The sequence below is a fragment of the Rahnella sp. WP5 genome, from assembly GCF_000745615.1.
Classification (GTDB): Bacteria; Pseudomonadota; Gammaproteobacteria; order Enterobacterales; family Enterobacteriaceae; genus Rahnella; species Rahnella aceris.
Map to the genome: position 1 here is coordinate 62,348 of NZ_JQJR01000005.1, position 19,986 is coordinate 82,333.

Consider the following 19,986-nt stretch of genomic DNA (forward strand, 5'->3'; position numbering starts at 1 on the left):
TTGCGTGGGCTGAGAAATCGCTCACTGTGAAGGGAACTCAAACAATAAAAATGCTATCTGCGAAGTTATGGAAAACAGTGCCTGCAGGCTTTCAGTGGGCGCTGTCTGGCCGTAATACCCCGTAATGTAATGCGTTGTCGCTATGCTGGCTTCGCCAAAATTCCCGTACTCACTCCATTTTTCAGACTCCAAAAAAATTTTCCATCCACCTGTTATTCTTATGTGTCGATTGTACACATCAAAGATCGCAAAGTTTTCCTGTGGTGTGGCTAGGGATTGTCACGCACATTGATGACCTTTCGCAGATGGGCAACATCCTTTAGCGGTGGCAGACCAAAGATGCGGGCGTAATCCCTGTTAAACTGGGGCACACTCCTGTACCCCACTTCCTGGGCAACAAACGTCACGCTTTGTTGCCTGCCTAATAACATCGTTCTGGCATGAAGTAGCCTAACGCGCTTTTGATACTGTAAAGGACTCATGGCCGTGACGGCTTTAAAGTGACGATGAAAAGCCGATACGCTCATCGCCTCCCGTTCGGCCAATGATTCAACGACAAACTCTTCTGTAAAATTATGTCTTAACCAGCGAATGGCATTGCCGATTCGGGCCAACATCGTGCCCGGAGAAGCAATGTCCCTCAGCATCCAGCCATGAGGTCCTTTCAATACGTGATACAGAATTTCGCGCTCATAATTGGGCGCGAGGGCGGGGATATCGTCGGGGGTCTTCATCAGACGCAGCATTCTGACCCACGCATCAAGAAGTTCCGATGTCACTGAGGCAACAGAGAACGCGCCTTCCGGTCTGTTTTTCATGGCTGATTGAGGTAAATCGTCCAGCATAGCAGCCACCCGTTGAGGTTCCAGGGTCAGACTCACCGCCAGATACGGTTCTCCCGTCGCAGACGGATGAACAGCACCCACTGCAGGTAAATCAACCGACATCACAAAATACGAGGCAGGGTCATAGTTGAAAACCCGGTCTCCCACCGTCATCGACTTATTTCCCCTGAGGATCAGATTGATCATTGGCTCATAAACCGCAGCCAGTGCCGAAGCCGGAATATTTCCCTGAACCATCGCGACGCGTGGGATCCCCGTCTCCGTTCGCCAGTTGCTGGCGTGTGCGGCAAGACCACAAAGCTCATCAAGCTGGGATTGCATCATCATGTCTTACATCCTCGGTCTCATCGTTGAAAGGAGCATAAAGCAGAAACAGGCAAGAATCGAGCAGGAACACGGAAGCCCCTGTTTGACCCTTATCTTACTATTACTCCAACGCAAACACAGAGAAAGGAAACATCATGAAAGTTATTCTTGTAACAGGTGGAAGCAGTGGTATCGGAGCCAGTACGGCTATCCAGTGTGCCGCACGCGGTATGGGCGTGGTACTCACCTACCATAATCATCCCGAAGCCGCTGACAAGGTTATCAAACAAATCGAAGCGACTGGCGGTAAGGCTATCGCTGTCCAGCTTGACGTTTCGCGCTCTGAAACTTTCCTTACCTTTAGGAAGACCCTTGAGGATTTACTACACCGTTTCTGGCAACGTTCTGATTTTGATGTACTAATCAACAATGCCGGTTTCGGCCTTTTTAACCCGATTGAAACGGTGACAGAAAATGAGTTCGACAGTCTGTTCAATGTTCACCTTAAAGGCCCGTTCTTCCTGACACAGGCTCTTTTGCCCGTCCTTGCTGATGGGGGGCACATCGTGAATGTGACCAGCGCAACGACACGCGTTGCGACTTCAGGCGTGGCGCCTTATGCCGCTTTCAAAGGAGGGCTCGAGGTACTGACACGCTATATGGCCAAGGAGTTTGGGCCACGCCGTATTCGCGCAAACGCTATTTCTCCAGGTGCAATTCGTACCGGCCTGGGCGGCGGCCTGAATGATGAGTTCGAAGCCTTACTCGCTTCACAAACAGCGCTTGGACGCGTTGGGGAGCCTGACGATGTAGGTAAGGTCATTGCGAGTCTGGTGTCGGATGAAAATGGCTGGGTTAATGCTCAGTCCATCGAAGTGGCTGGCGGCTATCACATTTAATGATGACAGGAGGCTCTATGATCGATCATATCTTTCTATCGGTGACTGAAATCGGGCGTTCCGTTGCGTTTTACACCGCAGCCCTGGCGCCTCTCGGCGTCACCGTTCGCCTGGACTATGACGGAAATGATGGGCCGCCGGGGCATCCTGACCTCAAAGGCTTTGGTGCCAACGGCCGGATATTTTTCTGGCTGCGCGAGGGGGACGCTGCAGGCGGGGCCACGCACGTTGGCTTTGTCGCCAATAGCAAAGAAAGGGTTGATGAAGCCTATGCCGCAGCAATGAGTGCGGGAGCCGCTGACAATGGTGCGCCGGGCGCACGCCTTTATTATGATCCCCGTTATTACGCTGCCGGTGTTATCGATCCCGACGGCTACACCCTGGAATTCGTCTATAAAAGTTGGCAGCACACCTCGTCATGAAAACATTACTTATTTACGGTGCCACCGGTTATACCGGACGCATGATTGCCAAACAGGCAAAAGACGCTGGTCTCAATTTCGTGATTGCCGGCAGAAATAGAGAAAAACTGGATGAACTGGCGAAAACATTGGACGTAAGGGCCCATGCTTTTGCGTTGGATGATGCCGGGGCTCTCCCTCGTCATTTAGACGGGATAACGGTTGTATTGAACTGCGCCGGTCCTTTTGCTCACACCTCAGAATCACTGATGCGAGCCTGCATTATTCAGGGTGTTCATTACCTGGATATTACTGCAGAAATCAACGTTTATCGGCTGGCGGAGTCACTGCATGATCTCGCCTCCACGGCCAGGGTCATGTTACTGCCTGGTGTGGGATGGGATGTTGTGCCAACGGATTGTCTCGCGGTGACGATAGCTGAAAAGGTGCATGAGCCTGTACGCTTGAGAATTGCGCTGCAGGTTGCAGGCTCAATGTCACGGGGTTCGGCCTTCAGTGTGGGAGAGATTATCAGCGCGGGTCTGCTTGCCAGGGTCAATGGTGAACTGACGACGAAAACCGATGCCAAAACAGACTTTTTTGATTTTGGTGAAGGGAAAGTAGAATGTGCGCCACTCTCTTTCGGTGATCTTGTTACTGCATGGCATTCAACCGGCATTCCAAATATTGAAATGTATGTCCATGTGAGTGGCGATGCCTTTCCATCCGGAGATTTATCACGCTTGCCTGATGGCCCCTCTCAGGAAGAGCGCGCAGGTAATGTCGCTCGTGCAGTGGTAGAAATGACCGGGGTTGATGGTGACATTCACCATGCAGTCATTGAAACGGTCAACGGATATTCCTATACGCCACTCGCTGCGGTCGAAGCCGCCAGACGGGTGCTTAGCGGAGCAAGCCAGCCTGGATTTCAGACGCCGGCTAAAGTATTTGGTGCAGATTTTGCGCTGAGTATTCAAGGGACGCGTATTTCCATACTCTGAGCCATAGGTGTGTAAAGCCATGCTAAAGCTGCGTGGCAGTTGACTGGTTTTATCAGCAGGCAAGTTGATTATGCAGCTTCAGTCTGACTGGCCAGTCATCTATCAACTTTCCTCGGTTAATCAGCACCGCTGCCGCTTATTGGCCATACCTGGCGGTGGATATATCGCGTCTGACGCCAGGCAGCCATATCATTACGCGTTTGTCTGCGCATTGCACAGCGGATCGCCGTTCTAAGCGCGGCAGTCAGTCTCGAGCATCTGTTCAATAAGATTGCGCACCGTTGGCAATCGCTCATGCCTTCGAAATAGTGCCGCCACCTCCGAAACAATAGCAGGGCCGGCAATTTCTCTGAAAACGACATTCGGCAATTGAATCGTGTTGATCAGCACACTGGGAATGATTGCGACACCCATACCCAGCGCTACTTGTGTCAACACCGCAACCAGAGTTCCGGGCGACGAGACGATATGTGGATCGAATTTTCCACGCCTTGCGACCTCACGCAAGCCCAGACCTTGTTCTGGGATCACAAACGACTCATTGGAAAGCGCGCGCGGGAGTATGTCCGTCGACATCTTCGACAGAGCGTGGTCTGCCGGCAGAGCCACACAGAATCGGTCCCGTGCCATGACATGGCTGGAGACAGACAGAGGCAGATGCACGGGCGTTCGGACAAAAGCCAAATCTATCCTGCCTTCCCCAAGGAGCGGCATGATCTGCTCGGTGGGTAATTCCTTCGTGTTAAGCATAACGTCGGGCCATTTATTGCGAAACCGCTGGACCTGTTCCTGGAGTACCCCGAAAAATGCCGCTGAACCAACATAACCTATCTCCACTCTTCCAACCTGACCACGCCCGGCGCGTCGGCCCACGTTGATCGCTCTCTCAAGCTGTTCGAGTGTTGCACGCGCTTCCGTCAAAAATATCTCTCCGGCTGGCGTCAGATGAACTGTTCGTTTTGTTCGGTTAAATAGACGCGCTTGCAGCATGCGCTCCACCTCCTGAATCTGTGCGGTGAGGGTGGGTGCAGACACGCCCAACTGCTCAGCTGATCGAGAGAAGTGCAGATTTTCAGCAACAGTGATGAATGAACGGAGATGACGTATATCCATGGTAGTCGAATTTCCTATTCAGTTTTACTGAATTATAAGAACAAATCACTTTAATGAACTGAATTATTTTCTCTGTTTAAATCAATGAACCTTCCTTCTCAGGAGTTAACTATGTATCACCTTTCCAATCTCACCACATCCCTTGTACTTGCCGGGTCTCTTGCGCTGGCTTCACTGCCTGCAACGGCAATCGAGTTGCCGAGCCAGCCAGTGCTGACTCTCTCCGTCGCTCAGCAGGTACTCACCGCTGCACAAGACAAAGCGCAAACGTCCGGGTGGCCGTGCGTGATCGCAGTTGTCGATAGTGCTGGCTCGCCCATCGCTCTGGTACGCATGGATAACGCGGCTGTGCCGGCAGGCGTCGAACTTGCTCCAGGCAAGGCACGGACCGCAGCTCTTTTTCGTCGACCCAGCGGCGCATTAGAGGACGCAGTCAATGGTTCAAGACCGGCCGCCATTACCGCCCAGGGCTTCGTTCTGATGCGTGGTGGCCTTCCAATCGTCTTTAATGGTCACACTGTGGGAGCGATCGGGGTATCCGCAGACACGCCCCAACATGATGAAGAAATCGCTCAAGCCGGGTTAGCGGCTTTCAATAAAAAGCTCACACCGTGATGAATCATGCAGTTTCTGCACGGGAGAAAAGAGAGCCTTATCCACCACGTGAGGAATGTTCCCAATGACGATGCGTAACCGGAAACTTGCACAGACAGGAGAGGCGGGGGCTATCATTTTCGATCTGGATGGTACTCTTGTCGATTCAGTGAGCGATATGACAGCCGAAATAAACAAAATACTGGTCGAAAGAGAGCTTGAGCCTCTGCTCGTCAAAACTACTTCAAAATTTCTCGGTGACGGAATGAGGTCATTTGCCAGGCGAGCATTCAGCTTACGTGGCATGAATGACCGGGAAGACGCGCTGAATACCTTCGTCTCGCGCTACCGACGTTCGGCCCATTCGCTCACGACTCCTTATGAAGGTGTAAAGGAGACGCTTAGCGCCTTGCGCGAGAGGGGATGGCGGATATCCGTCTGTACAAATAAAGACGAATCGATTGCCACTGCTATTCTCAAAGAAACTGGCCTGTTGAAGTATATGGATGTTGTATGTGGTGGAGACACCGTCTCCTTTCAGAAACCTGACCCCAGACACCTACACGCAGTTGTAGCACGTGCCGATTACGGTAAGCTTCATAAGATAATGATCGGAGACAATAAGAATGATTTTGAGGCCGCCCAGGGATACGAAATGTCGTTTGCATTTGCCAATTGGGGTTATGGATCTCTGGTGGACGAGAGTGAAGCAGTCATTCTCAGAAAATTCATAGATATTCTCGACTTCGTGGATTTACCATCTTGATGAACCATCGTGTATTTGTTGACCACTTCAATGCCGGATGGCAGGGAAATCTGGACATAGGTTTCGCTATTTCCCGCAGCCTGTCACTTGCGGATAATTGCGGCAAACCAGCATGAGTTTATGTTTCGGTTCAAAACCTTTATCCAGCATGCATTGCTGAACTTTCGCGGCCTTAAGAATGGTCGGAACGAAAGGAACCGAGCCTAGCGGTTTCGGATATCCGCATTCATACATCATTTGTAACGCGAGCTTATCGTTCTCCACAGCGTGTGAAAAATGCAGTGAGGCGCCCGCTTTACGCCAGCTGATGAGCTGTGACTCATCCCGGCCTGAATCCGGTTTGATCGGGTGAAAACCCTTATCGGCGACAAAAGGTAGCGCTTCGAGCTGTCGCTGACTGAGCGGATGTCCCTGTTGTTTCTCGATGCAGGCAGGGGTGTTTTTGTAGTAATCGCAAATATGGAAATCGCCCTTATAGGTAAATCCTTTCCCCTCCATGCACTGGTAATACAGCACCGTTTCATTGTCGGTAAAAGAAGGTTCCGGCCCCGGAAGCGGGACGCCGCATTGCCCCATCGCAACCCGCGCGTCATCTATGGTGCTGCCAGGGCGCTGCCACTGCGTTAAATCAGGCGGGGGCGGACACCCGGTGAGCAGAAAAACCGAACCGATCAGTGCAGATGAAGAAACCAGAGAAGTGATGCGGGGCATAAAAATCCTTTTTAATAATAATGTTATAGAATTCTTTGACTCCCTTAATGCAGCGGGAGTGGCATGAGAAGGATAACTTTAGTTCAGTTTCAGGAAACAGAAGCGTTTATATGTCCTGAAGTAAGGAGAAGACAGATGACCGTTGTTTTGGATGAAGGCACGCCAGCGGCTGAAACTCTGGCGTGACACTGCGCGGAACTAAGAAGCACAGCCCTCTGGCTTAAATACCCGTGTTATGGACGCCGGATTATTGGCCAGTTTATTGGCCGGTCTGCGCGGACGGGCAACGAGTTCTCCGCCACAGTTGGGGCATATCCCGTGAAGTTTGTCTTCGGCACAGGTTACACAGAATGTGCATTCAAACGAGCAAATTCTGGCATCAGCAGCAGGGGGGAGATCGGTATTGCAACACTCGCAGTTGGGTCTCAGTTCCAGCATAGAATTTATCCTTCAACAGTATGACTTCAGGGATAACCATCAGACGTTCGCCGGTCTGTTTCGTCATAAACATATCCTGAAACAGGTGTTTGGGAAAGATCCGGCGCAAGGACTGACCGGAATAACAAAACATCTGCGGCAATCGCTGGAATGCGTATCAGAACCCGTTGATTTAAGCAGAGCGCCTGTGAGGGCGCTCCGGGTTGAGCTGTTTACTCTATCGACAACCGGTAAACCCGCAGGCGATACCCGTCAGGATCCAACGCGAGAAAGGTATAGCCGAAATCCATCTCAACAGGTTCCTGCATTATCTCAATTCCCTTATCGCGCCAGAGAGAGCAGAGAGCATCGACCTGTTCATTGCTGTCAGCAGAAAAGACGATCTCACCATTTCCGGCATAACCTTCAGCGGCGGGTTCGACAGTATGCTTTGACCAAAGGCCCAGCCTCATCCCTGAGGGTAGAACAAACATGGCGAAAGTGGCTGAAACCTCAACGGGTTGTTTTTCCAGAAGTTCTTCATAGAATCTGGCGCTGACCTGCGGATTGTTGACGTACAAAATAACAAAGTTTGAATCAATCATTAGTGGCTCCTCAGGAATGAAAAGACATCCGGTTTGATGTCTGTTACTGAGTATCTTAGTGGCCACCACTGCCAGTTTCTGTCAGGAGTGATTCGGGTTACTGAGGTGAGATTTGTTCCTTATCCTGCCACTCTTTCAGCAATCTCTGACGCCGCCTTGGGTAGCGCTCATCCGTTCGTTTGAGAGACATAATGCAGTCGGTGCGGAAATGACGAAAGCTCTGACGCGACTCGCACCATGCGATCAGTATCTGAACCTGATCGAAATAACCGAGGGCAAATGGCCAGATCACCCGGGAGGAACTTTCATTTTTCAGGCTGCGATAAACAATTTCAATTTTACGTTCGTCTTTAATTGCCTGACGGATTTGCGGCAACAAGGCTGCGTCTGCGCCAGAATTGTCTGCTGGGCCGATGAGTAAGGTTGTCGATTCCAAAGACATGCGCAGATCTTCGGGCAGCACCGCTGCAATTTTGGCAAGCGCGTTTTTTGCTGCCGCGCTCAGTTGCCCGTCGCTACGTCTGGATACCCAGCGGGAACCCAACACCAGTGCCTGGATTTCATCCTCGGAAAACATCAGAGGAGGAAGCATGAAACCGGGACGCAAAATATATCCCAGCCCCGGCTCGCCCTGAATATCGGCTCCCTGCTCCTGCAATGTTGCGATATCCCGGTAGAGCGTTCTGACGCTGATATTGAGTTCCGCAGCCAGCGTTAACCCGGTCACCGGAAACCGGTGGCGGCGGAGGATCTGAATTAAATCAAGCAAACGCTGGGAACGGGACACGGTGTTACTCTCTTAGGTATCGGTTATCTATTATTTCCATTATTTCTCCGCCTGCAAGTGACCGCGCTGACCTCGCAGGCGGCTGAGGCTTATCACACTCGCCAGCACCGTCGCCATCACCGCGACCCACAAACTGACCTTCACCGCCTGCGCTTCGTGTAACACCGTGCTGGCAGAATAAAGTGTCAGGATAATGCCGACGCACGCCGTTCCCAGACACTGTCCGAAGGTGCGCATAATGGCCAGTACGCCGGAGGCATAACCGCTGTTTTCCCGTGAAGCGTTGGAGAGCATTTCGCGGTTGTTCGGACTCTGGAAACAGCCGAAACCCAGTCCGCAGATAAAGCTTCTCAGGCCGATATCCCAGACCTGGGGTTGCGCGGGGAGTTGCGCGAGTAACAGTAATCCCACCGCAAATACCGCCAGACCCACAGTAGAAATAATGGCGGCCGGATAACGGTCGGCAAGGCGTCCTGCATGCGGTGCCGCCAGAATAATCCCCAGCGGCCAGGGCGTGAAAAGTAATGCGGAAACAAAGGCGCTGTAACCGTAAACGCTCTGAAACAGGAACGGCAGCGCGACAAAGGTGATGCCCTGGCTGACGAATGAGGCCAGCGAGGTGAAGGCCGCCAGCGTGAACCGGGTGGAGGCAAACATGCCGAGCGGCAGCAGCGGTTTTGGCGCCCGACGCTGACGCCAGACAAAGGCCACGCCTGCAATTATCGCCGTCAGGCCATAGGTTATGGCGGTGGCAAGTTTGTCATTTCCCGGATGCGCAAAGGATTCTGCCGCCATAATCAGCGCGCCCAGTGCGACTGCCGATAAAATCGCCCCGGCAGTATCAAACGGCTGGCGCGTACTGGCGGGGTTTGATGGCACCACGCGCAGCGTAAGAATGACCGCAATAATGCCGAGCGGAATATTGATCGCGAACAGCCACTGCCAGCTCATCGCCGATAATATTGTCCCGCCCAGCACCGGCGCGACAGCGGTGCTGGTGGCGATCATCAGAGCATTCAGCCCCAGTATTCGCCCGAGAAGGCGGTTGGGGAAAACGGAGCGCAATATCGCCGGGCCAATACTCAGCGTGGCTGCTGCGCCAATTCCCTGAAGCACCCGCATGATAATTAACATGTTGAGCGACGATGCCAACGCACACCCCAAAGAGGCAAGGGTGAACACCGTCAGTCCGGCGGCAAACAGCGGACGGAAACCGATGCGGCTGGCCAGCGCGGCGAAGATTGCCAGTGTCATGGACGCCGACAGCAGATAACCGTTCGACACCCAGACCGCTGCACCTGCCGAGATATCCAGTGCATGTGCAATCTGTGGCAGTGCGATGTTGACCATCGAACCGTCGAATACCGCCATCGTTGCCATGATCATCACGGCGGCCATGGCAAATCCCCTTTCACGGCCGGGTAATCCTTCATCGCCTGGTTTGTCGGAAAATAATTCCATAACGCATTCGCCTTATTGATATTGAGTCAGGTAACTATACCGGCAGGTAATATAGTGCGGAAGACGCAGCATCTGCACTTAATACCTGCACCAAACGCCTTCTCTCATTATTGCCGTTGCGTTACTCTGTTCAGATGACTGAACCCGATCTGAACTTACTTATTGCACTTGATGTGCTGCTGGCTGAAGCAAGTGTAGCCGCTGCTGCCCGACGTCTGGGATTAAGCGCCTCTGCCATGAGCCGTACACTGGGTCGCCTGCGCGAAACCACCGGCGATCCGCTGCTGGTGCGCGCCGGACGAAATATGGTGCTGACGCCTTATGCCGAAGAAATCCGCCAGCGCACCCGGAATGTGGCGTTTGAGGCGCGCGCCCTGTTGCGGCCTTCATCAGCAGATTTCAATTTAGCCAGACTTGAGCGTACTTTCCTGATCCGTTCCAACGATGGTTTTGTGGTGGCATTTGGCGCGGCGATGATTGCCGCCGCTGCGCAGGTGGCCCCGTCCGTATGTTTGCGATTTATGCCAAAACCGGAAAAAACCTCAAATGCCTTGCGGGAAGGGCGGGTGGATCTTGAGATTGGTGTTTTAGGCGAAATGGGACCGGAAATTCGTTTGCAAACTTTGTTCCGCGACAGGTTTATGGGCGTGGTGAGAAAAGGTCATCCGCTGGCGCTTAAGAAAACGATCACCGCGCACGAATACGTGTCGTTCGGGCATGTTGTCGTTTCACGTCGCAACAACACTTACGGACCTGTGGATGACGCGCTGGCCGAAGTCGGGCTGAAAAGGAAAATTGCCGCCGTCGTGCCGGGTTTTTCCGCCGCCCTGGCGATTGCGCAAAACTCCGATCTGGTGGCGCTGATCCCCGCGTCATTCCTGATTGCTGAGCCAGACCGGTTATATGCTTTCGAACTGCCGCTGGAAACCCGTGAAATCACGATTTCCCAGATGTGGCATCCGCGTTCAGAAGTTGACCCTGCGCACCGCTGGCTGCGGCAACTGGTGTTGGGTGTGTGTCGTGATAAGGTGACGCTGTAACGCGTTACTCTACCTCCAGATAATGCCTGAGTGTCATCCGCAGGTCAGGCGTTAATTCTTTGATGTTATTCAGCATCCAGCGCAGGTACATCGGGTCGTCTTCGGCGATTTCAGCAATTTTCCTGCCGCGATATTTCCCAAACATCATGGTGCTGACCAGCGCAGGGCGGCCGGTAATGGTCACCATTTCTTCCGGTGTCCAGCCTGATTCATCCATGATGCGGATAAGTAACGCGGCGGTGATGTAGCAATCAAACAACGCGCGGTGATGATGCAGATCCGCAGGCGTTGCCACGTCCAGCTTGAGGGATTTGTAGAGCGCCATGTTGCTGTATTTGATCCCCGGCCATAAACGGCGGGAAAGTTTCACGGTGCAAATCCAGTCACCCGGCATATCGGGTAGCATGCGCTGGTCAAAGCTGGCGTTATGGGCCACATAATATTGGCTGCCGTGATAACGCGGAATGATCTCTTCAATCCACGGTTTGTCGGCCACCATGGCCTCGGTAATTTTGTGGATGGCCATTGCCTGATGGCTTATCGGCCGGTCGGGGCGCACCAGATCACTCATCGGGTTGACGATTTTCCCGTCTTCAATGTCGACCGAAGCCACTTCAACCACGCCGCCTTGTAATCCACAAGTTTCCGTATCAATAACGCGCAACATATTCCACTCCGACTGGTCAGCAAACACCTTCTAAAAACGTTAGCCTAACGGATTGACTTCCTCGTGCCCACTTTTCTCATCACAAAGTAAAGGCCGCAATATCCCCCTACATCCCATCCGTCTATTTCCTGTACAGATCACACTTCCCCTCACTTTCGTGAAAATGCTCACATTCCGTCGTGCAGATGCCCAAATCTACCGGCAAATTTTCGGCTTTTAGCCGTGGAAATGCGTCACCAAACTGGCTAAGTTCAATAATGAAACGCTATTTTATTATTGTTGGATTGCGGTTTTAAAGAAGTGTGAGAGTGCTCACACTGCTGAATGGACGCGCAATGATAAAGCGCTCTGAAGAGCGTTAACTCTCTCAGTAATGGCAGGTATCGCTGTGAAAATAAGTTCTGTTGAAGTCTCTGTTTTTACTTATCCGACCCGTCGCGTTTCTGACAGCGCGGGTCATTCTCATCCGGGTGAAGAAAGTCAGGCGAAAATGGCCATGTTAACGATCACCACTGATGAAGGTGATTGCGGATATTCGTTCGCACCGCCGGAAGTGGTGCGTCCGCATGTGGTGAACGCATTTTTCAGGAAAGTGCTGATAGGCCAGAACCCGTTCGACCGCGAACGCCTCTGGCAGGATCTGGTTCACTGGCAACGTGGCAGTGCGCATCAGCTGACCGAGCGGGCACTGTCGTTTGTCGAGCAGGCATTGTGGGATCTTATTGGCCGCAAACTGAATATGCCGGTGCACAAACTGCTGGGCGGTTTTCGCGAAAAAGTCCCGGCTTACGGCAGCACCATGTGTGGCGACGAACTGAAGGGCGGGCTGTCGACGCCGGACGAATTCGGGCAGTTTGCCGAAAAACTGGTGGCCCGCGGTTATCAGGCTATCAAGCTGCACACCTGGATGCCGCCGGTGGCATTTGCGCCGGATCCGAAAATGGACATCAAAGCCTGTGCCGCCGTACGTGAAGCGGTCGGCCCGGATATCGAACTGATGCTCGACGGCTATCACTGGTACAGCCGCAGTCAGGCGCTGACCATCGGTAAGGCGCTGGAAAAACTCAACTTTGCCTGGTTCGAAGAACCGATGGAAGAAGAGAGCATGGCTTCTTATGCCTGGCTGGCGGAAAACCTGTCTATCGACGTGATCGGGCCGGAAAGTCTGGGTGGCAAGCACCACAGCCGTGCGGACTGGGTGAAGGCCGGTGCCTGCGACATTTTACGCGCCGGTGCCAACGGCGTCGGCGGCATCTCGCCGTGCATGAAAGTCGCCAGTCTGGCGGAAGCTTTTGGGATGGACTGCGAAGTGCACGGCAACGGCGCGGCGAGTCTGGCGGTGGTCGGCGCAATCCGCAACTGTCGCTGGTACGAACGCGGCCTGCTGCATCCGTTCCTGGAATACGACGAACCTGCTGCATACCTGAACAGCATTGTTGACCCGATGGATGAACACGGCTTTGTTCATCTTTCTGACCGCCCCGGCCTCGGAGAGGACATTAATTTTGATTACATAGAAACCCATACCGTCAGCCGCGACTGACCTGCGGGCAGAAAAAAATAATAAACCTCTGACTCTACCCGGAAGGTACATCATGAACTCTGGCAAACCGTGGGGCGCATGGCTTTTCGCGCTCCTGCTGATGACGGCTGGCTGGACGGCGCAGGCAAAAACGCCGCCCGACCAGCTGATCATCGGCATGAACATGAATAACCTGTTAACACTCGATCCGGCAGCGATGACCGGCAATGATATTGTCGGCATCGTGGTCAACCTTTATGACCCGCTGATTGAGCTTGATCCGCAACAACTCACCAACGTGCGCCCGGCGCTGGCGACCTCGTGGGAGGTCAACGACGCCCGCAACCTCATCACGTTTCATCTGCGCGAAGGCGTGAAATTCCACTCCGGCAATCCGGTGACTGCTGACGATGTGGTGTGGTCGATGCGCCGCATTCTGCACCTCAATCTGGCACAGGCCTCGGTGTGGAAATCCTACGGATTCAGCAAAAAGAATGTCGATGAGATGGTGCGTTCGCCGTCTCCCGGTATCGTCGAAATTCAGTTACCCAAACCCAATGATCCGAAACTGGTGATCTACTCGCTGGCGGCGCTCGGCAGCGTGGTGGCGCTGGACAGCAAAACCGTGCAGGCCCATGAAGTGAATGGCGACTGGGGTAACCGCTGGCTGACCACCAACGAAGCCGGTTCCGGGCCATTTCGTCTCGACAGCTGGCAGGCGAAAGATGTGCTGAACATGAGTCGCAATCCGCAGTACTGGCGCGGTGAACCGAAACTGTCGCGCGTGGTATTCCGTCATTTTCAGGAATCCCAGACGCTGCGCCTGATGATTGAAAAAGGCGATCTGGATATTGCCAATAACATGGCGGTGTCTGATGTGAAAGCGCTGAGCCACGACCCGGCCATGCAGGTCGATCAGGTGAAAAAAGGCACCATTTATTACGTGGCGATGAGCATGAAAGAGCCGCATTTCGCTAACCCGAAAGTACGCGAAGCGGTGCGCTATCTGATTGATTACCAGGGTATCGGCAAGGCGCTGATGGACGGTTATGGCATCGTGCATCAGCGTCCTATTCAGGTCGGTATGCCTGCCACGTTGCCGGATCCGGGTTATAAGCTGGATATCCCGCGTGCCAGAACTTTGCTGGCGGAAGCCGGTTATCCCGACGGTTTTGATACTACGCTGCGGGTGCTGGCCGATCAGCCGTTCCTCAATATTGCGATTGCGGTGCAGTCCACGCTGATGCAGGCAGGGATCCGCGCCAAAATCGTTACCGGTACCGGCAACCAGATTTACGGCGCGATGCGTGAACGCAAGTTCGACATGCTGGTCGGGCGCGGCGGCAGCGGCGTGGAACCGCATCCGCATTCCAGCCTGCGCGCGCTGGTCTACAACCCGGATAACAACGATGCGGCACGGTTGACCAATTTTCAGGGCTGGCGCACCGGTTTCTATGACAAACAGCTGAATGCGGATATCGATCAGGCGCTGCTTGAACGTGACCCCGAGAAACAGAAACAGGATTACTTCGCCATTCAGCAACGTTACGACGCGCTGATCCCGGCGCTGGTGCCGCTCTCGCAAATGGTTGATTCCATTGTGGTGCGCAGGGACGTCAAAAACTACCTGCCGCATCCTTCTGCCACCACGTTCCTGCGTGACGTCTGGAAAGATGAACCTGCTGACGTGCAGCCAACCGGAGGTAAAGGGTTATGACCATGCAAATTCCGGCTCCTGCTTCAAAGCAAACGGCGCGGATGTCACTCCCCGCCGGGCGCATCGGCAAACGTCTGGTGCAGGTGGCGGTCACACTGTTCGGACTGCTGCTGCTGACGTTTTTTATCGGCCGCGTGATGCCGGTGGATCCGGTGCTGGCGATTGTCGGACCGGACGCCGACCACAGCACCTATGAGCAGGTTTACCATCAGCTCGGCTTTGATAAACCGCTGTGGACGCAGTTCGGTATTTACCTTTCCGGGCTGGCGCATGGCGATTTGGGCAATGCGCTGCTGACCGGTAAACCGGTGACGCAGGACATTCTGCGCGTGTTCCCGGCCACCATGGAACTGGCGACGCTGGCGATCATTCTCGGTGCGGGCGTCGGCATTCCGCTCGGTGTGCTGGCGGCGGCAAAACGCAACAGCATCGCGGATTATGTGGTGCGCATCATCAGCCTGGCTGGTTATTCCACCCCGATATTCTGGGTCGGCATGATGGGCTTGCTGGTGTTTTACGCCTGGCTGGGCTGGGTCGGTGGCGCCGGACGGCTGGATTTCAGCCTCGACGGACAGGTTACCCGCCACAGCGGTTTTATGCTGATCGACGCACTGATCGCAGGCAACTGGGAAGTGTTTCGCAACGCGCTTAATCATCTGATTTTACCCGCGTCACTGCTCGGTTTTCACTCGCTGGCCTACATCAGCCGCATGACCCGCAGTTTTATGCTGGCGCAGCTTTCGCAGGAATTTATCATCACCGCCCGCGTGAAAGGGCTGAGCGAATGGCATGTGCTGTGGAATCACGCGTTCCGCAATATTCTGGTTCAGTTGCTGACTGTGGTGGCGCTGGCATACGGCTCGCTGCTGGAAGGCGCGGTGCTGATCGAAACCGTGTTTTCCTGGCCGGGCTTCGGTTCGTATCTCACCAGCAGCCTTATGCTGGGCGATATGAATGCGGTGATGGGCTGCGTGCTGGTGGTGGGTATGATTTTCGTGGTGCTGAATTTGCTCTCTGACCTGCTGTATCAGGTCTTTGATCCGAGGACAAAAGTATGACGATTTCCCTTGATTCCGTCACGCTCAGCGCGGGCGACGAAAAACGTCAGCGTGTGAAAAGGGCGTTTGGCCGGGCGGGCCATTTTCTGTGGCAGATGGCGTGTAATCCGCTGACCGCCATCGGTGGCGCGATTGTTCTGGTGCTGATGATTGTGGCGGTTTTTGCGCCGTGGATCGCACCGTTTCATCCGCTGGTGCAGGATTTAAACAATGCGCTCAGCCCGCCGTCGGCGGCGCACTGGTTCGGCACTGACGAGTTTGGCCGCGATATCTTCAGCCGTCTGGTGTATGGCTCGCGTATCACGCTGTACATCGTGTTGCTGGTGTCAGTTACCGTCGGGCCGCTCGGTTTGCTGCTTGGCGTTACCGCCGGTTATTTCGGCGGGAAAACCGACATGGTGCTGATGCGCGTCACTGACATCTTCATCTCGTTCCCGAGTCTGGTGCTGGCGCTGGCATTTGTCGCGGCACTCGGGCCGGGGCTGGAACATGTGGTGATCGCCATTACGCTCACCGCCTGGCCACCGATTGCGCGTCTGGCGCGGGCCGAAACGCTCTCGCTGCGACAGGCTGACTTTATCTCGGCGGTGCGTTTGCAGGGCGCGAGTCCGCTGCGGGTGTTGTGGCGTCACATTGTGCCGCTGTGCCTGCCGTCGGTGATCATCCGTATCACCATGAATATGGCGGGGATTATCCTGACCGCAGCCGGTCTGGGCTTCCTCGGGCTTGGCGCCCAGCCGCCGGATCCGGAATGGGGCGCAATGATATCAAGCGGCCGTACGTACATGATGGAGTGCTGGTGGGTGGCAACAATCCCCGGTCTGGCGATCCTGATTAACAGCCTGGCGTTCAACTTCTTAGGAGATGGCCTTCGTGACATTCTCGATCCCCGAAATGACTGACGCTCCGGCGTTACTCGATGTGCAGGATTTGCACGTCAGCTTTGTGAATGGCCGTCAGGTCACGCAGGCAGTACGCGGCGTGTCTTTCCAGCTCGGGCGCGAAAAACTGGCGATAGTCGGTGAATCCGGCTCGGGTAAATCCACCGTAGGTCGCGCGTTATTGCATCTGCATCCTTCAAAAGCGCAGATCACCGCCAGCAAAATGCAGTTCGCCGATGTCGATTTGCTGCGTGCCAGTCCGAAGCAAATGCGTCAGGTACGCGGCAAGCGTATTTCTATGATTATGCAGGACCCGAAATATTCGCTGAATCCGGTGCTGTGCGTCGGCGATCAGATTGCTGAGGCATGGCGTTCACACCACAAATGTTCCTATAACGATGCTAAAAACAAAGTGCTGAACATGCTCGACGTGGTGCGTATCCGCGAACCTGAACGTGTATACGGCCTGTATCCGCACGAGATTTCCGGCGGACAGGGGCAGCGCATCATGATCGCGATGATGCTGATCACTGACCCGGAAATGGTGATTGCCGATGAGCCGACCTCGGCGCTTGATGTGTCGGTGCGTTTGCAGGTGCTGGCGCTGCTCGACGACCTGGTGAAAACGCGCGGTCTGGGGCTGATATTTATCAGTCACGACATCAATCTGGTGCGCAGTTTCTGCGACCGCGTGCTGGTGATGTACGCCGGGCGCATTGTCGAATCCATTGCCGCAACCGATCTGGATAACGCGCAGCATCCGTACACCCGTGGTCTGCTGAACGCGCTGCCGGACATGGATAACCGCCGTTATCCGCTGCCGGTGATGCAGCGTCAGGCCAGCTGGCTGACCGATTAAGGAGCACGTATGCCACAGAAAACGATGATAGACGTGCGCAACCTGAACCTGAGTTTCGGTGAGGGCGCGAAGACCACGCAGGTGCTGACCGATGTCAATATCGCCGTGCGCGAAGGTGAGATTTTCGGGCTGGTGGGCGAATCCGGTTCCGGTAAAACCACGGTGCTGAAATGTCTGGCGGGATTGTTTACTCACTGGAAGGGCGAGCTGGAAATCGACGGCCAGCAGCTTGAGCACCGCATTGGCCGCGAGCGTTGCAGACTGGTGCAGATGGTGTTTCAGGATCCGTATGGTTCACTTCATCCGCGCCACACCATTGGCGATATTCTGGAAGAACCGTTGCAAATCCACCGTATCGACCAGCGGGAGCAGCGGATTAACACCATTCTGGAAAAAGTCGGTCTGAACCGCGCATTTCGCAGCCGCTACCCGCATCAGCTTTCCGGCGGTCAGCGTCAGCGTGTGGCGATTGCGCGGGCGCTGATCCTTAAACCACGTGTTCTGCTGCTCGATGAACCCACGTCTGCGCTGGATGTTTCCGTGCAGGCGGAAATCCTTAATTTGCTGTTCGATCTTCAAAAAGAGGAAGGGTTGACATATCTGATGGTGACACACGATCTGGGGGTTATCGCCCATCTTTGCCAGCGTGTTGCAGTAATGAAATACGGCAAAATCCTCGAAACGCTGGACACTGATGCCTTGCTGCGCGGCGATATCCGGGATGATTACACCCGCGTGCTGGTCGATGCCAGCCGTGACTACAGCCGGGAAATGGCGGCAAAAGTGATGCTATAGGAAGGAGAAAAGGCCACTGTAGCGGCAGTGATGCAGCGGCCTTTTTACCTCTTATCCCTGATTCTGCCCAGTTTCATCGTCACCTGTTCCGGCATTTTATCCAGATTATCTTCCCGCAACCCCAGTACCACGTTATAACCCGCGAACAGAGTGCGATCGCCCAGACGCGGCAGCGGTGCGCATCTTTCCCCGTGCGGGTAAACGCTATCTCATAGCGCAGAATATCGCTGATAGCCTCGCTGCCGCTGAATTTGAGCACCGAAATATCAACGCCGGGCTGCTGAGATTCAAGTCTTTTAAGACGTAGCTGATAATGGTTGTGGACCGGTAATTTACTGCCTGCAAGAATATATTCCTGAATGCTCATTTTTTAATTCCCTTTGACACAACGCAGCATGTGGCTGGTTAATCGACACCCTGTTTACTGGTTATGAAATGAATCCATTGTGTTTCGTTATCGTAATGCCAGATAAATGCCGGCGAAGCGGCTCAGAATTGAACGGTAGTGTATGAGTGGATTGAGGGATGTCGTTCAGGGTTGACAGAATGGCGGAAGCTGTTTAATTTCGTTGATACTATCAACTAACAGAGTTAAAGATGACGGCCATTCATTCGATCCGCACCGAGCTGCGTTACCTTGTCAGGGAGCTCGGGTTGCTGGATAAAAACTGTTTTCGCTCGGGTTTATCTCTTACGCAGGCGCATCTGCTGACCTATCTTTCAAAGAACGGCGTGACGTCTTTTGCTGAGTTATGCCTGCAACTGAGCATGGATAAGGCCTCGCTAAGCCGCACGCTTAACGTGCTGGCCGGAAAAAATTATGTTGAACCGGTCGCCGGAGTGAAAGACAAGCGGCATAAAAGTTTTCAGCTGACGACGGCAGGTGCGCAGTGTTTAGCCGCGGCTGATGCTTCGGCGGATAATGAATTTTCATTTGTTCAAAATGCAATGGAATTACAGCAAGCACAGGAAATAATTAATGGGTTACGTGCGTTGAGAATAAATACTTTCCGGCGGAATGCCGCACGTCATCCGCAAAGAATACAAATTGAAATTATGCGCAGTAATTACCTTCCCGAAGTGACAAAACTCTTGATGGAGACTTTTTCGCAGGAACAGAATATTCCGCAGGCGCTTATTCTGTTACCCGCAGAGCTTAAAACTAAATGCTGGATAGTTCGCTCGGGAGAATATGTTCTGGGCACTGTCGCCTGCTGGCAGGAAAATAACGAATGGCACTGGGGAAGATTTGCCGTTAATCCTTGTTATCGCGGGATGGGCATCGGCAGGCAACTGGCGCGGGTTTCCCTGACGGAGATGCTTGAAGAAACAGATAACGTGATAATGGAGGCGCGGGATTCCACGGTCAGGATCATCAGCGAGCTGGGTGGAAAAATCACCGGGCCCACCCGTGATTTCTACGGCATGCCCATCACGCCGATGCATCTGAAAAAAGAAGATTTTGAGCACGTAACAAAACAGCGAAAAAATACACGTCTGACCGGAGATTGACAGTGGGGCGACATTGAGTCTGGCCGGTC

General features: G+C 53.8%; 21 protein-coding genes and 1 pseudogene. 13 read left to right on the forward strand and 9 right to left on the reverse strand.

What is annotated here, in order from left to right; genetic code table 11:
• Positions 1 to 269: 269 nt before the first annotated feature.
• The gene (locus EX31_RS00290; protein ID WP_081925092.1) at positions 270 to 1,172 is read right to left on the reverse strand and encodes an AraC family transcriptional regulator; all 903 of its coding nucleotides are present in this window, start codon (positions 1,170 to 1,172) and stop codon (positions 270 to 272) included.
• A 134-nt stretch (positions 1,173 to 1,306) separates the two neighbouring features.
• On the opposite strand from EX31_RS00290, the gene EX31_RS00295 reads away from it, so the two are divergent.
• Genes EX31_RS00295 through EX31_RS00305 form a run of 3 tightly spaced genes read left to right on the forward strand, consistent with a single transcriptional unit; the run spans position 1,307 to position 3,452 of the window.
• Positions 1,307 to 2,050, forward strand: coding sequence for an SDR family NAD(P)-dependent oxidoreductase (locus EX31_RS00295; protein ID WP_037032745.1), 744 nt, complete (start codon positions 1,307 to 1,309; stop codon positions 2,048 to 2,050).
• 17 nt (positions 2,051 to 2,067) lie between these two features.
• A complete protein-coding gene (locus tag EX31_RS00300; RefSeq protein ID WP_013578042.1) occupies positions 2,068 to 2,472 on the forward strand; it encodes a VOC family protein in 405 nt (134 codons plus the stop codon).
• Positions 2,469 to 3,452, forward strand: coding sequence for a saccharopine dehydrogenase family protein (locus EX31_RS00305; protein ID WP_037032746.1), 984 nt, complete (start codon positions 2,469 to 2,471; stop codon positions 3,450 to 3,452). The genes EX31_RS00300 and EX31_RS00305 overlap by 4 nt, the downstream gene beginning before the upstream one ends.
• Before the next feature lie 231 nt (positions 3,453 to 3,683).
• On the opposite strand, the gene EX31_RS00310 is transcribed toward EX31_RS00305, so the two are convergent.
• On the reverse strand, positions 3,684 to 4,565 hold the full coding sequence (locus EX31_RS00310; RefSeq protein ID WP_037032747.1) for a LysR family transcriptional regulator: 882 nt from the start codon (positions 4,563 to 4,565) through the stop codon (positions 3,684 to 3,686).
• A gap of 111 nt (positions 4,566 to 4,676) precedes the next feature.
• Here EX31_RS00310 and EX31_RS00315 point away from each other — a divergent pair, with 111 nt between their 5' ends.
• Entirely contained in the window at positions 4,677 to 5,180 is a 504-nt protein-coding gene (locus EX31_RS00315) for a GlcG/HbpS family heme-binding protein (RefSeq protein ID WP_037032748.1), read from the forward strand.
• A 64-nt stretch (positions 5,181 to 5,244) separates the two neighbouring features.
• Complete coding sequence (locus EX31_RS00320) at positions 5,245 to 5,925, forward strand: HAD-IA family hydrolase (protein WP_051930965.1); 681 nt, start codon at positions 5,245 to 5,247, stop codon at positions 5,923 to 5,925.
• Positions 5,926 to 5,991: 66 nt separating this feature from the next.
• On the opposite strand, the gene EX31_RS00325 is transcribed toward EX31_RS00320, so the two are convergent.
• The 5 genes from EX31_RS00325 to EX31_RS00340 all read right to left on the reverse strand — a co-directional run bounded on the left by EX31_RS00325 (position 5,992) and on the right by EX31_RS00340 (position 9,906).
• A complete protein-coding gene (locus EX31_RS00325; protein ID WP_013578045.1) occupies positions 5,992 to 6,636 on the reverse strand; it encodes a hypothetical protein in 645 nt (214 codons plus the stop codon).
• 198 nt (positions 6,637 to 6,834) lie between these two features.
• Positions 6,835 to 7,074 carry a DUF1272 domain-containing protein gene (locus tag EX31_RS25025; RefSeq protein WP_072012244.1) on the reverse strand — a complete coding sequence of 80 codons (240 nt, stop codon included), beginning with the start codon at positions 7,072 to 7,074 and terminating at the stop codon, positions 6,835 to 6,837.
• Between the two features lie 212 nt (positions 7,075 to 7,286).
• Positions 7,287 to 7,658 (reverse strand): VOC family protein, encoded by a 372-nt coding sequence (locus tag EX31_RS00330; RefSeq protein ID WP_037032749.1) that lies wholly within the window; start codon positions 7,656 to 7,658, stop codon positions 7,287 to 7,289.
• A 97-nt stretch (positions 7,659 to 7,755) separates the two neighbouring features.
• Positions 7,756 to 8,445, reverse strand: a complete 690-nt coding sequence (locus tag EX31_RS00335) for a helix-turn-helix transcriptional regulator (RefSeq protein WP_013578048.1) — start codon at positions 8,443 to 8,445, stop codon at positions 7,756 to 7,758.
• A 39-nt stretch (positions 8,446 to 8,484) separates the two neighbouring features.
• The gene (locus EX31_RS00340; RefSeq protein WP_037032750.1) at positions 8,485 to 9,906 is read right to left on the reverse strand and encodes an MFS transporter; all 1,422 of its coding nucleotides are present in this window, start codon (positions 9,904 to 9,906) and stop codon (positions 8,485 to 8,487) included.
• A gap of 134 nt (positions 9,907 to 10,040) precedes the next feature.
• Here EX31_RS00340 and EX31_RS00345 point away from each other — a divergent pair, with 134 nt between their 5' ends.
• On the forward strand, positions 10,041 to 10,946 hold the full coding sequence (locus EX31_RS00345; protein ID WP_037032752.1) for a LysR family transcriptional regulator: 906 nt from the start codon (positions 10,041 to 10,043) through the stop codon (positions 10,944 to 10,946).
• A gap of 4 nt (positions 10,947 to 10,950) precedes the next feature.
• Here the strand turns inward: EX31_RS00345 and exoX are convergent, their stop codons facing one another.
• Entirely contained in the window at positions 10,951 to 11,613 is a 663-nt protein-coding gene (gene exoX / locus EX31_RS00350; protein ID WP_013578051.1) for an exodeoxyribonuclease X, read from the reverse strand.
• A gap of 388 nt (positions 11,614 to 12,001) precedes the next feature.
• Here exoX and EX31_RS00355 point away from each other — a divergent pair, with 388 nt between their 5' ends.
• Genes EX31_RS00355 through EX31_RS00380 form a run of 6 tightly spaced genes read left to right on the forward strand, consistent with a single transcriptional unit; the run spans position 12,002 to position 18,445 of the window.
• Positions 12,002 to 13,156: a mandelate racemase family protein gene (locus EX31_RS00355; RefSeq protein WP_037033211.1), complete on the forward strand. Its 1,155-nt coding sequence runs from the start codon at positions 12,002 to 12,004 to the stop codon at positions 13,154 to 13,156.
• A gap of 52 nt (positions 13,157 to 13,208) precedes the next feature.
• Entirely contained in the window at positions 13,209 to 14,852 is a 1,644-nt protein-coding gene (locus EX31_RS00360; protein WP_037032753.1) for an ABC transporter substrate-binding protein, read from the forward strand.
• Positions 14,853 to 14,893: 41 nt separating this feature from the next.
• Positions 14,894 to 15,910 (forward strand): ABC transporter permease, encoded by a 1,017-nt coding sequence (locus EX31_RS00365; RefSeq protein WP_037033212.1) that lies wholly within the window; start codon positions 14,894 to 14,896, stop codon positions 15,908 to 15,910.
• Complete coding sequence (locus EX31_RS00370) at positions 15,907 to 16,812, forward strand: ABC transporter permease (protein WP_013578055.1); 906 nt, start codon at positions 15,907 to 15,909, stop codon at positions 16,810 to 16,812. The genes EX31_RS00365 and EX31_RS00370 overlap by 4 nt, the downstream gene beginning before the upstream one ends.
• Positions 16,784 to 17,650: an ABC transporter ATP-binding protein gene (locus EX31_RS00375; RefSeq protein ID WP_037033213.1), complete on the forward strand. Its 867-nt coding sequence runs from the start codon at positions 16,784 to 16,786 to the stop codon at positions 17,648 to 17,650. The genes EX31_RS00370 and EX31_RS00375 overlap by 29 nt, the downstream gene beginning before the upstream one ends.
• A 24-nt stretch (positions 17,651 to 17,674) precedes the next feature.
• Positions 17,675 to 18,445, forward strand: a complete 771-nt coding sequence (locus EX31_RS00380; RefSeq protein WP_037033214.1) for an ABC transporter ATP-binding protein — start codon at positions 17,675 to 17,677, stop codon at positions 18,443 to 18,445.
• A 44-nt stretch (positions 18,446 to 18,489) separates the two neighbouring features.
• Here EX31_RS00380 and EX31_RS25885 read toward each other — a convergent pair.
• Positions 18,490 to 18,624: pseudogene (locus EX31_RS25885) on the reverse strand (type VI secretion system baseplate subunit TssG); the annotation flags it as partial.
• A 418-nt stretch (positions 18,625 to 19,042) separates the two neighbouring features.
• Here EX31_RS25885 and EX31_RS00390 point away from each other — a divergent pair.
• Entirely contained in the window at positions 19,043 to 19,957 is a 915-nt protein-coding gene (locus tag EX31_RS00390) for a bifunctional helix-turn-helix transcriptional regulator/GNAT family N-acetyltransferase (RefSeq protein ID WP_037032755.1), read from the forward strand.
• Positions 19,958 to 19,986: the final 29 nt, after the last annotated feature.